This window comes from Siminovitchia acidinfaciens (assembly GCF_003605385.1).
GTDB lineage: Bacteria > Bacillota > Bacilli > Bacillales > Bacillaceae_C > Siminovitchia > Siminovitchia acidinfaciens.
In genome coordinates, this window is record NZ_QYTV02000010.1 from 76,500 (window position 1) to 91,202 (window position 14,703).

12 protein-coding genes are annotated in these 14,703 nt (G+C 42.5%); 2 read left to right on the forward strand and 10 right to left on the reverse strand.

Going from position 1 to position 14,703, the window contains the following annotated elements; all coding sequences use genetic code 11:
* Nucleotides 1-60 precede the first annotated feature (60 nt).
* The 3 genes from D4T97_RS17330 to D4T97_RS17340 form a co-directional block, all read right to left on the reverse strand.
* On the reverse strand, nt 61-279 hold the full coding sequence (locus D4T97_RS17330; RefSeq protein WP_126052033.1) for a hypothetical protein: 219 nt from the start codon (nt 277-279) through the stop codon (nt 61-63).
* 638 nt (nt 280-917) lie between these two features.
* On the reverse strand, nt 918-1,298 hold the full coding sequence (locus D4T97_RS17335; RefSeq protein WP_126052034.1) for a VOC family protein: 381 nt from the start codon (nt 1,296-1,298) through the stop codon (nt 918-920).
* 58 nt (nt 1,299-1,356) lie between these two features.
* A complete protein-coding gene (locus tag D4T97_RS17340; RefSeq protein WP_126052035.1) occupies nt 1,357-3,441 on the reverse strand; it encodes a GAF domain-containing protein in 2,085 nt (694 codons plus the stop codon).
* A gap of 178 nt (nt 3,442-3,619) precedes the next feature.
* Here D4T97_RS17340 and pgeF point away from each other — a divergent pair, with 178 nt between their 5' ends.
* Nucleotides 3,620-4,375, forward strand: a complete 756-nt coding sequence (gene pgeF, locus D4T97_RS17345; protein ID WP_126052036.1) for a peptidoglycan editing factor PgeF — start codon at nt 3,620-3,622, stop codon at nt 4,373-4,375.
* A gap of 57 nt (nt 4,376-4,432) precedes the next feature.
* Here pgeF and D4T97_RS17350 read toward each other — a convergent pair whose 3' ends face one another.
* The 6 genes from D4T97_RS17350 to D4T97_RS17375 form a co-directional block, all read right to left on the reverse strand.
* Nucleotides 4,433-5,890 carry a protein adenylyltransferase SelO gene (locus D4T97_RS17350; RefSeq protein WP_126052037.1) on the reverse strand — a complete coding sequence of 486 codons (1,458 nt, stop codon included), beginning with the start codon at nt 5,888-5,890 and terminating at the stop codon, nt 4,433-4,435.
* Nucleotides 5,891-6,178: 288 nt separating this feature from the next.
* A complete protein-coding gene (locus D4T97_RS17355; RefSeq protein WP_126052038.1) occupies nt 6,179-7,336 on the reverse strand; it encodes an ABC transporter permease in 1,158 nt (385 codons plus the stop codon).
* A 12-nt stretch (nt 7,337-7,348) separates the two neighbouring features.
* Entirely contained in the window at nt 7,349-8,563 is a 1,215-nt protein-coding gene (locus tag D4T97_RS17360; RefSeq protein ID WP_126052039.1) for an ABC transporter permease, read from the reverse strand.
* Between the two features lie 12 nt (nt 8,564-8,575).
* A complete protein-coding gene (locus tag D4T97_RS17365) occupies nt 8,576-9,511 on the reverse strand; it encodes an ABC transporter ATP-binding protein (protein WP_126052040.1) in 936 nt (311 codons plus the stop codon).
* Nucleotides 9,512-9,829: 318 nt separating this feature from the next.
* The gene (locus D4T97_RS17370) at nt 9,830-10,489 is read right to left on the reverse strand and encodes a response regulator (protein WP_126052041.1); all 660 of its coding nucleotides are present in this window, start codon (nt 10,487-10,489) and stop codon (nt 9,830-9,832) included.
* Nucleotides 10,489-11,688: a sensor histidine kinase gene (locus D4T97_RS17375; protein ID WP_164525625.1), complete on the reverse strand. Its 1,200-nt coding sequence runs from the start codon at nt 11,686-11,688 to the stop codon at nt 10,489-10,491. The genes D4T97_RS17370 and D4T97_RS17375 overlap by 1 nt, the downstream gene beginning before the upstream one ends.
* Nucleotides 11,689-12,025: 337 nt before the next feature.
* On the opposite strand from D4T97_RS17375, the gene trpB reads away from it, so the two are divergent.
* Complete coding sequence (trpB, locus tag D4T97_RS17380; protein WP_126052043.1) at nt 12,026-13,186, forward strand: tryptophan synthase subunit beta; 1,161 nt, start codon at nt 12,026-12,028, stop codon at nt 13,184-13,186.
* A 189-nt stretch (nt 13,187-13,375) separates the two neighbouring features.
* Here trpB and D4T97_RS17385 read toward each other — a convergent pair whose 3' ends face one another.
* The gene (locus D4T97_RS17385) at nt 13,376-14,527 is read right to left on the reverse strand and encodes an MFS transporter (protein WP_126052044.1); all 1,152 of its coding nucleotides are present in this window, start codon (nt 14,525-14,527) and stop codon (nt 13,376-13,378) included.
* Nucleotides 14,528-14,703: the final 176 nt, after the last annotated feature.

The window sequence follows — 14,703 nt, forward strand, 5'->3', positions numbered from 1 at the left end:
CTCCAGAACGTCTTTGGTTATATATATGCCCACCTTTTTCAATTGGTTAAAATACAGACCTTAATCCAGCGTTTCACCGCTTTTTCCTTTATTTATAACGATGGTTGCCGTTTGTTTTTGGATCTCCAAAATATTTGAGAAATCTCCGAAAGCTATTGTGGCTCCCGCCATCTTTATATTCGATGTATGGTTATTGTGCAAGCTGGAGCCAACATTAATACTCCCATTATGCGTAATTATTTTTGTCTTCATCTGCTGGACCGCTTTAATGCTTTTCATGGTTGTCACCTTCCTTGCAAGAGTCCTTATCCATTCATTCACTATATGTTGAAACCCGTTGGCTATTTGGGCACTTGCCTATAAATATCGGATTAAAATAAAATTTTTTAATATTTGCAATATAACCTCCAATAAATATGCATGTAGGTGTATGGATAAAAAAAATAGACGGCTTGTTAGGCCGCCTAAAGTAATTAATGATTATGAGGTCTTAGGACAATCTTTTTCAGCACATTTATTACATATTTTGTATTTACAGAATGAACAAACACTTGATTTGTCTGGGATTTCTGTCCCACAATGCGCACACTTAAAACTCATAGTTTCTTCCACTTTTTTACACTCCTTAATTTTTATCATTAATTTAGTATCTCTTTCTTTTACAAAAGTATCCTAAGAGGCGGCAGAACTGTTAAACAGAAAAAATAGCCAAGCTCTAATCACTTTCATTAGAACTCGGCTTTTCGTATTGGCTATTTGGTATAAGGGAGGTTTGTAATCTCTGTCCTTTGGATGATATTCAATTTTCAGGATTCAAAATCCGCAAATTATGGCTTTGATTGAGACAAGAAAGCGGGATTTTTTTAATCCAAAAAAGCACCCCCTATAACTCTAGGAAGTGCCCGATATTTAACAATTTACTTTTTCTCCATGACTGCGAAGTAATTTCCTTCATTATCCGCGAAATTAAAAACTTTGCCGGAAGGCATATTCACCATTTCACCGACTGTGACTTCTTTTTCCAAAAAGTCCTTATATAATTGATCAAGGTTTTCTGTAAAAAACATTAACGAAGGTGTACCGAGATTCAACTCAGGTTCCATTTTGGCGATTAACTCTTTATTGTGCAGAATGATACTTGTTGCCGCATCCTTTGTCGGAGCTATTTCAATCCATCTCATCCCTTGGCCATTATCTTCTTCGGAAACCACTACGAACCCTGCTTTTTCCGTCCAAAACCGTAATGTCTCATCCTGATTGTTTACATACAACATAATTTGGCCGACTTGGTTAATCACTTTTTCCCTTCCTTTCCTTTGACTGCTTTTGTTTATCTTACTTCATTTAACAGTTATTTTAATCGAACCTTTGACCTATCTTAAATATTATATAAAATGTCGTCCCTTCCGCTCCGGTCTCTATTTCAATTTCTGCATTATGGCGGGCAGCAATCGCATAGCAGACACCCAATCCTAAGCCTGTCCCGTTATCCTTGGTCGTAAAAAATGGGGTGCCTAACTTTTCCATAATTTCTGGACGGATTCCTTTCCCCCTATCTTGAACTGCAAGGACCACATCATCAGCTTCCGTATATGTCCTGATCGTCAGACTTTCCCCTTCATCCATAGCTTCCAGGCCATTACGGTACATATTGATTAGTAATTGACGGACTTCATTATGATTTAAAAGTAATTTCGGCACATCTTCCGTAACGACTTCAATCGATTTATTTTGAGTAACCGCATCAATCTCCATCAAAGGTGCCATATCAAAAATAATTGTATTTAAATCCAGCATTTGCAAGTCAGAGGTCTTCGTATTACCCATGGATAGAAACTCCGTAATAATGGAGTTCACACGATCAAGCTCTTCAATCATGACTTCAAAGTAATGCCTGTGCTTTTCGTAACCATTTTCCATTAGTAACAGCTGCAGGAAGCCCCTGACAGTTGTCATTGGGTTTCTGACTTCGTGACTGATACCGGCTGCCATCTGTCCTATTAAATCCAAACTCGATAGCCTCTTTAATTCCTTTTCATATTTCTTTTTTTCCGTGATGTCTTTAAGGAGGCAGCAAATTCCCTCAACATAAGGGTAGGCAACAACTTCATGCCAAGTGTCTCCATAGACCGAAGGGACTGCAAATTGTAAAGGAGTACGCTCGGACATCACTTTGTGCAATTCGTTATAAAAGACGGTATCAATTAAATCAGGGTAGACCTCCCATATGTTTTTACCTAACACTTCCTCTACCGTTTTATTCTCCGGAAGAAGTTGATGTTTATTGACGTAGGTGAACCTCCACTCTTCATCCAAGGCAAAGAAACCACCTGTTATTCCTTCAATGACACTGGTCAATCTTTCATTGGCATCGGCCAATTCCTCAGTCCGTTCTTCCACCATGCTCTTAAGCTGCCCTACATACTGCAGATTTAAAAACACAGGGGCTGTGGCGTCTACGATAGATTGCGCAATTTGCAGGTGGCAATCATAATACTTCTGTTCTCTTTTTTCTTTATTTCCTACAGCAATAGCGCCAATAACTTTCCCCATTGAAACAAATGGAATCAGCAACAGACTATTTATATCTAAATATCGGCAAATGTCGTGGTTTAACCTATTTTCTTTGTAAATATCCGGAATGTAAAGCAGATTTTTAGTTTGAATGACTTCTTTAATGATCTCATTACAACCCTGATCCTTTTGAAGCTTTTCTAAAAGAGCAGGTTCAGTTGCAGTTACAGTCTTTATTCTGAATGATTTTTTATCTGGAGAATCTACCAAGCAGGCAACATATTCGTTATTCTCCCCTAATACTTTCCCCAGGTAAGAAAAACATGTTTGCAAACTATCCTCTATTGTTACGCAATGAGATAATTCACGTGATACACCAAGCAGCAATTGATTTTCTATAATCAAAGATTCCTTCTCATTAAGGATATTGGCGTTTTGAATGGCCACAGCAGCCATATTTACATAGGCTTCAACATTTTGAATTTCTAAATCTGATAAACTCATTGGGGTGCCGTAGTCAAATAAAAAAATGAGGCCGAACAATTCCTCTTTATGAGCTATTGGCAGAGCTAATAAAGATTGAATATTAAATGCCTTTATCGGTTCTGGGTCTGGCCTGTCATCTTTAGATGTGTCAGGAATATAGATGGTTTTTTTCGTTTCAATCAATTCTTTAGCCAGTCTGTCTTTCTTAGGGTCAATGACGAGCATATCCAGTGTAACACCATTGATCTTTTCAGGTTTTCCTGCAAACCCCCTAAACGTCCCATCTTCTTGTGGTAAATATATACCCACAGCACTACATTTAACAATTTCTTCGGAAATTGCCTTTGTGACATGCATAAGGACCTCATGAAGATCCAGCTTCGTATTAATAATTTTTGTTATATGTGCAAGCCGAGAGTATCTCGTCTGTTCCCTTACCATTTTTCAGTCTCCAATCATTGGATTTGCCATGATTACAAAAGTCGCATATTGTTACCTATATTTTACATGTATTCCATGATAATGATAAGGACCTTTTCAATTATTCACTGATACTTCGGTAAAATCTTTTACCTATACATCTTTGATGCTCTCACATATATTAAAATCAGGTGATTTTATGAAAATGTATTTAAATAACGATAAGTTTTTGGCAGGAATGACGATGAAAGATGAATTTAAAGCAGAAAAGAATAACATGGCTCTCCATGTGTGCGAAAACCCTAACCAAGTACTGGCAAACCGCAGAAGGTTGGCCAACACGCTAAATTGCGGGCTGAAGACTTTTGTATGTGCCAACCAAACCCACAGTTCAAATTTCCATAAAGTGACGCTTGCCGACAAAGGACGAGGCGCTGAAGGAATGGACACCGCCATCAATAATACAGATGCCCTGTATACGTATGAGCCAAACCTGTTACTATGCAGCTTTACTGCTGATTGCGTACCAGTTATTTTTTACAATGAAATGAATGGTCTGGTTGGCGTCATCCATTCGGGGTGGCAGGGCACCGTCAAAGAGATCACTTTGAAATTATTTCGGCATTTAGTTGAGATGGAGCAGTGTGAGCCGCAGGGCTTTCATATTCAAATTGGGGCAGCATTGAGCCAGAAGAAATTTGAAGTGGATGAAGATGTGTACGTGAAGTTCAAGGATTTAGGCTATGCAGAAGATTTCATGTACTTTAATGACCAGACGCGAAAATACCATATTGATAATCAATTAACGGTGAAGAAGCAATGCGAGCTGGCGGGCATTCCGGCGGAGCAGATTGCCATTGGCCGAACCTGTACATTTACAAGTGCGGAAGGCTTCTCTTACCGCCAAGATAAAAAATGCGGAAGGCATATGAGTTTTGTGATGAGAAAAAAGTAAGGGGGTCTAACCCCCTTATCTTGCCGTAACGCGTTAACGCGTCGGGGGTCTGACCCCTTAAGTCCCACAGAACGTTTGGTAAGGGATGTTCTGTGCTGACACCTTCGTGTATTCCACTTTTTCCGAAGAATAATCGTAGGGATTCAACAGCACCTTCAAGAGTTGGTCCATTACACTTAAATCCCCTTCTTCCACTGCAGCTTCCAGCGCCTCTTCCACCCGGTGATTCCTCGGAATCACAGTAGGATTGCTTTTTTTCATTAATTCGTTTGAATCAGCTTTTGATTCTTCCTGATTTTCCAATCTGGTCTCCCAGCGCTTTTTCCATTCCGCAAATTCCTGCGCTTTAAAGAGGTCAGGCGCATCAATTTTCTCATAGGTCAAAGCATAAAAGGTATTCGTGAAATCCGCACGATGCTTTTTCATTAAGTCGAGCAAATCGTTGACGAGATCTTCATCTTTTTCCTCTTCATTAAACAGCCCCAGCTTTGCTCTCATTCCCGCCAGCCAATGGGAGTAAAAAATTTCATTGAAGCCCGATACCTTCTCCTGCGCCAGTTTTACAGCTTCTTCTTTGTCATCATGCAAGAGCGGCAACAGTGTTTCTGCAAAGCGCGCCAGATTCCACCCGCCGATCAGCGGCTGGTTCTCGTAAGCATAGCGACCTTGATGGTCAATTGAGCTAAATACTGTTTCCGGATCATACGTATCCATGAAAGCGCAAGGGCCATAATCGATCGTTTCGCCGCTGATCGTCATGTTATCAGTATTCATCACTCCATGGATAAAACCGACAAGCTGCCATTTGGCAATAAGCTTGGCCTGACGGTTGATCACTTCCTGGAGCAAAGAGAGATACTTATTTTCTTCCCCTACGATCTCCGGATAATGGCGGTTGATCGCATAATCAGCCAATATTTGGAGATTCTCAACACCGCCCCATCTGACAACATATTCAAAAGTGCCAACACGTAGATGGCTGGCAGCCACGCGTGTTAAAATGGCGCCTTCAAGCTTCGTTTCTCGGATTACCGGCTCTCCTGTCGTCACAACCGCCAGGCTGCGGGTAGTAGGGATTCCCAAAGCATGCATGGACTCACTTATAATATATTCGCGCAGCATCGGTCCAAGCGCCGCACGGCCGTCGCCACCGCGGGAATATGGCGTCCTGCCCGAACCCTTCAGCTGAATATCAAATCTCTTTCCTTCTGAAGTCACCTGCTCTCCCAATAGTACAGCGCGGCCATCGCCCAACATCGTAAAATGGCCAAATTGGTGCCCGGCATAGGCTTGTGCCAACGGCTCCGCCCCTTCCGGTATCTCGTTACCAGCAAACACCGATGTACCTTCATTACCCCTTAATGCCTCGGCGTTCAAACCGAGAGACGCTGCCAACTCCACGTTAAAAACCACCAATTCCGGGGACCTTACAGGAGTCGGTTTTACGCTTGAAAAAAACATCTTCGGCAAGCGGGCATAACTATTGTCAAAGTTCCATCCTGTTTCTTTTTGCATGGACTGCTCCTTTCTGTTTTATTAATTACATAAAAAATCTACCTTGTATCGTCTGTCTCTTTCCTTGTATTATACCCTCTCTCACATATGATGCATCCTTTTGGCATGTCCTAGCATTTCTTCCTGTAAAAAGTGCCTGCCACACATCTTAGGTGCGGCAGGCATCTATTAACCAATGATTAGCGTTTCTATTTGTTCAATAGGTTCCCCAGCTATTTTTCGTTTGGAGAAGTCCCCTAATTTTAACCAAGGACCCACTAACATGACGCCAGAATCGATCCCTTTAATCTATTCAAAACGGATCCTCGCCATTCCAACAGTTAAAAAGACAACAGTGAAAGCAAGCAGAACAGCGCTAGGCAAGAGGACATCCATAACCGAACCGCCTCTTCCGGATAATTCTGCAAAGCCCTCCAGTCCCCAGTATTGCGGTACAAACATGGCCAGTTTCTGCATGAATTCAGGCATGACCTCAACAGGCCAATAGACGCCTGCAAGCATACAAGTGGAAACAATGATCAAGTTGCCGAATACGGTTTGCTGTTCGGTAGTTTTTACAAGACCGGCGATAAAAAGGCCTAAGCCTATGATGCACAGAAGCAGGCTTGAAACAAGGATGAAGTTTCCGAATACATTTCCCCAATGAACATTAAAAACAAATTTAGATATAAGCATCAAAACGCCAAATTGAATCCATCCAATCAGAAAAAAGGCTCCCAAATACCCAAGTAAGATTTCTTTTCTTGATACAGGTGCAGACATCATCCGGTACCACACTCCTGTCTGCCTGGCTTCAAGGAACACTCCTGTGCTGATCAGCATCGCAATCATGACGAACATAATCGTAAATCCTGCAGAAAAGGCCGTCATATTGTTTATAGAATCGAGCTCTTTGCTCTTTGTTACCACGACGCTTGTTATTCCTCCAGAGGCTGTTGCAAGCTCTCCCGTAATCTCTTTCTGAACCCCTTTCCAGTCGTCGCCAGTTAGATCCTGATAGGCACTGGAAGCAGCCGCCCCTATTTTCAGTTTCACTATGTTGTCGTTTATGACTTGCTCTATCATCGTCGCTCCATTAAATGATGGTGAATGGACAAATACTATTTTTGGAACCTCTTTCTTAAGTATCTGTTCCTCAAAGCCTTCATCAATTCTGATATATCCTGTTATCTTTTGGTCTTTGAACTCTGATTTCGCCTTTTTAGCGTTCTCAACACTCATGTTCATGATATTTTTATTTTCCAACTCATTGATCAACGATTGGGATAAAGTAGATTGATCGTGATCTATCACAGCAATACTCGGCTTATCGTCCGTTCCGCTGGAAAAAAGCCCGCCAAAGATGAACGTAAACAAAAGAGGCATTCCGAACATCAGGAGGTATGACTGTGGCCTTTTAAAAATCCTTTTTATCTCAAAAACTGCAATGGCTCTTGCTTTCCCCAATACTCTCCACTCCTATCTGGGCTTTAATCTCAGCGATCCGATCACCAGTGCAAGCAGCCCGCTGAAAACGAGCACAACAACTGGTAAAATAAGGGCGCCCCAAGCAGTGCCGTTCATAATCTCTAATAATGTTTCCAATGCCCACTTATTCGGAGCAATATTCGAAAGCTGCTGCAGACTGTTCGGAAATGCCGCGACCGGAATCATCGATCCGCCCAACAACGCTAATATTTGAACACCAATTCCGCCAACAGTGTCGGCTGTTTTTTCTTCGGTAATGACTCCTGCAATAATCATGGCGAAGCCAGCCACTGAAACGGAGTACGCCACCCCGATTACGAGAACTTGAAAAATATTACTCCCCCAATTGACGCCAAACAAATAATGGGTTGCAGTGACAAACACTAGAAATTGGAGAAAGGAGAAATATAAAGTTCCTAGAAATTTACCTATCACAATGGAAGAACGATGAATCGGGCTGCTCATCAATCGGGCCAAGGTCTCCGTTTTACGTTCTTGGACAATCGATTTGGCACCAAAGGTCACATTAAATAAAACAAACATGGCGCACATCGCAGCTGCATAATACTGCATTCCGGAAATCGGCTCCTTGCCATCTTCTTCTGTCGTTACCGCATTTATTTGGGATCCGGCAATTTCGGAAAGCTCGTTGGCAAGCCCTGATACAGCTTTTACAACATCACCCTCCCGGCTGGATACAGGTACAGACGTTAATAGTTCTTTCGAGACGACTTCAGAAGCAATCGTTACAGAGGTCACCCTGTCAATAAAAGATGACAAAATCGACTTCATAATCGTGGCTTGGATTTCTTTTTCAAGGTCCGTTACGAGGGTTGCTTCCTTCACTTCACCTGCCATTAATCCCTCGCCCCAGCCAGCGGGAAGGATAACACCGACATCTACTTGCTGCTGTTCGACAGCCTTTTTTAAGTCTGCTTCCGCTTTAAATTTCTCAAGTATGATACTTTCTTTTAATTCATCGCCTTGTAAAACTTTATTTATAAATTGATCAGTCAAATCATCATCCGCGGATACAACGATTCCAACTGATGTATCCGGTATTGAGCCGCTTTCACTAAACAGGCCGCTGAGTGCCGAACCAAGGATGGCCGTTAAAACAAGTGGCATTAGCAACATCGTAATGAATCCTTTTCGATCCCGCAGACGAACTTTCATGTCTTTGTTTGCTATCGTAAAAGCCTTCATCCATAATTCCTCCTAATCCCGTAATGACCGCCCGGTTAATTGTAAGAAAAGCGCCTCAAGATTCGGCTCTTTTATTTCAACTGATCCAATTTTCATTCCATGATTCACTGCGGCAGCCACAATGGAGCCCAGCATCTTATGTGGCCGGGTTGTAAAAATTTCAATTACATCCGATTCTTCCTTTTTGACCACGCTATTGACATTTTCCAATTTCTTTATCGCATGCATTGCCTCCGGAGAATCTTGTTCCACTGTTAACTGAACGACAGAACCACCAACCAGCCGGCCGCAAAGTTCGGATTGTGTACCCACCGCAATGACTTCTCCGTGATCGATGATTCCAACCCGATTGCATAAATACTCTACTTCCTCCATGTAATGGCTCGTGTAAATGATGGTCATCCCTTTTTCATTCAACTTCTTGACTGTCTCTAAAATATGGTTTCTTGATTGCGGATCAATCCCTACCGTCGGCTCATCCATGATCAATAACTCCGGCTCATGCATTAACGCTGCGCCGATGTTAATTCTTCGTTTCATTCCACCGGAGAACGTTTCAATCCTATCTTTCGCCCGGTCTTTCAAACCGACAAATTCCAGCACTTCCTCCGCGCGTTTCTTTGCTTCTGTATCTGTCAGTCCATACATGGCTCCCCAAAACAGCAGATTATCCCTTGCTGACATCGTCGGATAGAGTGCAATTTCTTGCGGAACTACACCAATTTTTCTCTTAATCTGCATGGGCGACTTTTTAACAGACTGTTCCTCAACTAACACTTCTCCGGAATCAAATGGAATCAGTCCGCAAATCATTGATATCGTCGTTGATTTTCCCGCTCCGTTCGGGCCGAGCAATCCAAATGATTCACCTTTTTTGATTGTAAAAGAAACACCTTTTACCACTTCTTTTTTTCCGTAGATTTTCTTAAGATCCGTTACCTGTAACATGGCGCCACTCCCTTTTTAGAAGATCCGTTTATTTTTAAAACTAAAACTATATAATCTTTTTTTTAGACTAAATGACTGTCCAGCTTCAGCGCCTAGCCCCTCGAGGTCACAAGCCAATTCCCTGTGGTGGCTAAAGAACTGCCTCCTCGGGAATCGTCTTGTGCTTGTCGGGGCTGAGCAAGGCGCTTACGCTTTTCTTATTGACCTCAGTATATCGCTGATTCTTTTACACGAAATCTCCCAGCAGATAGATTTTTCCATAAAAAAATACAGCTAAATTAGCTGTATGTCATGGGGCACTATGCCAAAAGTCATCTATCAGAAGGTAGTAATATGATGCCTGACGGCAAAAATCGCTGCCTGCGTCCGATCTCTTAGTTCAAGCTTACTTATTAAATTGGACACATGGTTTTTGACAGTGCCTTCGGAAATAAATAGTTCTGTAGCAATTTCTTTATTGTTTAAGCCTAGGCCTAGTTTATTTAACACTTCCAGCTCGCGTTCCGTCAATTCATTTATGACCGAAGGAACAGCTTCGACAACATGACCTGACGTTTGATTCTTTCTCACCTCTTTTACAATCTCAGCAGTCAATTCTTTGGGCAAGACCATGCCTCCTGATTGGACAGTCATTATGGCCTGTACGATTGCATCTGTGGGCATGTCTTTTAGCAGGTAGCCGCTAGCCCCTTCTTCCAAGGCTTCGAAAATGATGTCGCTGTCATTGAATGTAGTGAGCATCAATACTTTTGTTTCGGGCAATGAGGCAGTGATCAGCTTTGTGCCTTCCACCCCGGTGGCGACAGGCATGCGAATATCCATTAGCACAATATCCGGACGAAGCTGCTTCGCTTTTTCAAATGCCTCTTTACCATTGGACGCGACACCCACCACGTCGATTTCGGGCTTCAAATTCAAAATCGTAGCAAGACCATCCCTCATTAATTCCTGATCGTCGACTATTAACACCTTGATCACTATGCTCCCCCCATCTCCCAATGCATTTCCCTCAATGGAAAACTTGCTTTTACAATAAAACCTTCTCGCGGATTGCTTTCAAAAACAATTTGGCCGCCATGATGGTGAACCCTTTCCCGCATATTCTTCATTCCAAAACCGGGATTTACTTCCGGTGATCCTGTTCCATTGTCTTTAATGGATGTCTCAATCGCCGAATCTGCTATTTCAATGGATACATGGCATTCTGTTGCCTGGCCATGACGGACAGCGTTTGTTATGGATTCCTGTATCATCCTGGTCAAATCCAACTGAATCGAAGGGGGTATTTGCAAGACATCTCCCTTAACATAGATATTGGACTTCAATCCCGTCATTTCCTGGTAGTCTTCTAAAATCTTTTTCACAACAACAATAAATGACCGGTTTTGATTGTCTTCCTTTAACGTCCGGACAGAAAGCCGCAGCTCCTGAAGAGCATTTCTTGCCAGCTCCTCACAAAGGAGGATCGTTTCCCTGCTCTTTTCGGGCTGAATATTCATGAGTTCTTTGGCGACCTGGAGCTGAACGAGCAGTGCCGTCATTTTATGGCCGACAGTATCATGGATTTCGCCTGAAATCCGATTCCGTTCTTGGACCAGTGTCAGCTTTTCCACTTGCATGGAATAATCATGCAGTTGTTCGTGTGCTATGGTTAAAGCTTGATGCGTCTCTTGCAGCTCATCATATTGATCCTTGATTTTTTCCTGTGCGTGCAAAAGTTTATGTATTAGACGGCCAACAATGGCTTCAAACACAATAAAAGTGAAGTTGATAATGTTTGACGGTATATCAAATATCCCAGTCTCTTGATAAATATAGAGAATACAAGCCGCCCACATAATAAAAAATGCAAGGGAAAATCCCCAAATGATCTTTTTATTATCAGCAATTAAAAAGAGAGTTACCGCATTCACACCAAACAAAATCAAATAAAGCGTCGATTCTGGAAAGAGGAAAACAAAACCGAGAATAAGAATTGAATCAAGCCCAATAGCTAAAGAAAAGTAGTTTTTCGCAAATGGCGTATGGATCAAAAAATGATTGATACAGAACCCAAGAGCAGCGATAATCACATATGTAGTCTGAAGTGTTGTATGATCCTCAACGGAAAGATAGTAAAAATAACTGAGCAGCAGCATCATAACCAAACGAATACTACTCAAAAGCGATAATTTCATCAGATCACCCCTTGGGGATGGGATATAGTCGAACCTATCAGTCTTCCTATCATTTCTGCTTATTATAATCATATTTTCTCATTTTGATAATATGTAGAGCAAATGATTGCCGCCCAAAAACAGCCGGGCCTGCAGTTTCACCTCAATTGCAGGGCTGCAACCATAAATACACAAACATTGAACTATACTATTTATTCGAAATCAAATGCAGCGGTTTCCGAAATACTCGGTTATTTTGCCCACTCTTTTAAAAAATGCCACACAATTAGCCTGTACTTTAATAATTCTGCTTGTTAAAATTTATATACAATTCAAAACAAGGGAGAGTTGAGATGAGATGAGCATAGTACAAGAAAAAGGTTATTTTGGCCAGTTTGGCGGAAGTTTTGTTCCTCCTAATTTACAGAGCGTATTGGAAAATTTGGAGAAGCAGTTCGAAAAGTATAAAAATGATGAAGAGTTTAATAGGGAGTTTGCCTACTATTTGAAAGAGTATGTAGGAAGAGAAAACCCGCTTACCTTAGCCGAAAGACTAACGGATGAACTTGGCGGGGCAAAAATCTATTTGAAACGGGAAGATTTGAATCATACCGGTGCCCATAAAATCAATAATGCCATCGGCCAGATTTTGCTCGCCAAGCGAATGGGCGTAAAGCGGATCATTGCTGAAACCGGTGCGGGACAGCACGGTGTGGCCACGGCCACAGCATGTGCGATGTTCGGAATGGAGTGCGTCATTTACATGGGGGCCGAGGATACAAGAAGACAGGCACTCAATGTGTTCAGAATGGAACTTTTGGGCGCCAAGGTTGTTGCGGTCGATAAAGGGCAAGGCCGCTTAAAAGATGCTGTTGACGAAGCGTTAAACGATTTGATCCAAAACCATGACCATACATTCTACTTATTGGGATCTGCTGTCGGCCCGCATCCTTACCCGACAATGGTGAAACATTTTCAAGCCATCATCAGTGAAGAATCCAAAAAGCAAATACTTGAAAAAGAAGGAAAACTGCCTACGGCCGTCGTAGCCTGTACAGGAGGCGGAAGCAACGCAATCGGAGCGTTCGCCCATTATATTGATGACAAAGATGTGCGCCTGATTGGCGTCGAGCCTGATCAAGCTCCTTCATTAACACAAGGAGTCCCTGCCACATTGCACGGATTCAAATGCTTGGCATTGATCGACGAGGAAGGAAATCCAAAGCCAACCTATTCCATTGCCGCCGGGCTGGACTACCCGGGAATTGGTCCGGAGCACAGCCACCTGAAGGTGTCCGGGCGCGCCGAATATCACGCTGTCACCAACGAAGAAGTGCTTGATGCATTTAAATTATTATCAAAAGTAGAAGGCATTATCCCCGCGCTGGAAAGTGCCCACGCGATTGCCTACACACTAAAACTTGCTCCGACACTGAGCAAAGACGATGTCATCATCGTAAACCTATCCGGACGCGGTGATAAAGACGTCCAGCAAGTGTTTGAAATGGAGAATAAATAATCCGGGGTTGGTTCAAGGAGCAACAATTGCATAGCTGTACTACGCGCAGGATGTTGCTCATCCGGTCGCTTTAGAGCGGCTATACCTCCATCTGGCTTGTAGACATTCAAAGCAGGTGACAGAAAACCATTCGTTTTTCCTTCACCTGCTTTATTTTTGGCATTGACGAATATTCATAAGTGCTAGAGGTTAATATGAGAACCTTTTTCTTGTCACAAAGATAATTAATAGTGCAGGCACAGTAAACGCGCACATCCCCAAAAACGATAACCCCGGAGAAATATCATACAAAAACCCTCCTGCCACAGTCAGTACCGCTGTGCTCCAGCTTAATGCCAGAGCAGAATAGATCCCCTGTGCATTTGGAATTTGCTGCTTCGGCAGATGATCCGTGACATAGCGGATAAATGCAAAATGCGCCACGCCAAAAGAGACGGCATGCAAGCTTTGAGATAAAATAAAGACCCATACATTCGGGATGACGAATGCAAGCAGCCAACGCAAAGTGGAACCTGCAGCAGCTATTAACAGCAGTGAAGAAGTCCGCAAGTTTTTACACCAATGATCTGCCTTTGCAAAATAGAATATTTCAAAAATGACCGCTACATTAAGGATAATTCCAATATAATAAGTGCTTACATTTAAATCCTGCAAATAAATATATCCGTAATTATAGTAAGAGGCATGCGCCCCTTGAAGTAATACGACGACCAGCAGCACAATAGGGAAGCTTTTCACCTTCCATAACCCCCGTGCAGATCGTGTCTCCTTAGGATTTTTCATCTCAGGATTTTCCATCAGCACAGCCGGTGTCGGCAGACTGCTCATAATAAGCACAAATGAAAGACCGACCACCATGCTCCATAAAATTGCTTGTTCTCCCCATAGCCCAGTGATCAGGCTGATGATAAACACGGAAACAACAAAGCCTACCGATCCATACAATCGACTTTTTCCATAATGAACATTGCCCTGCTGCACCAACACACCCGCTGCACTTTCAATCGCGGGCAGCAAGGCAGGATAAACGGCATTAAACACGATGGTCACAAACAGAAGTATGCTGAATGAAGAGGAAGGAATATAAAGGACGGTCGCCGCAAGTGACATCAACGTCAAAAAAAGGATCACACGGTGGCTGCTCCAATATTTATACAAAATGGGGAAGCCAAACAACGTAGACGCTCCTCGAGCAACTAAACCGAAACCCATGATCAGGCTTGCCTCTGTCACATCCATTCCCTTTGCCTGTACAAGCCACCCTGTCCAGTATGGTAAAAATACACCCCATGTAATAAAAAACACAAAATAATTCTGGGAAAGCCAACGCTGCTCATTCAAAGTTCTATACCTCCGTATTAATTGAATGATAGCATGCAAACATTTGAATATACAGATTAAATCTGCAGTAGTTATAACAGAAGCGTTCAATCCCAAGCAGGATTCGTGCAATTAGCTATGGTATTCGTGCAATACGGGGTCAAACTCGTGCAATTAGCCATCCAGTTCGTGCAATT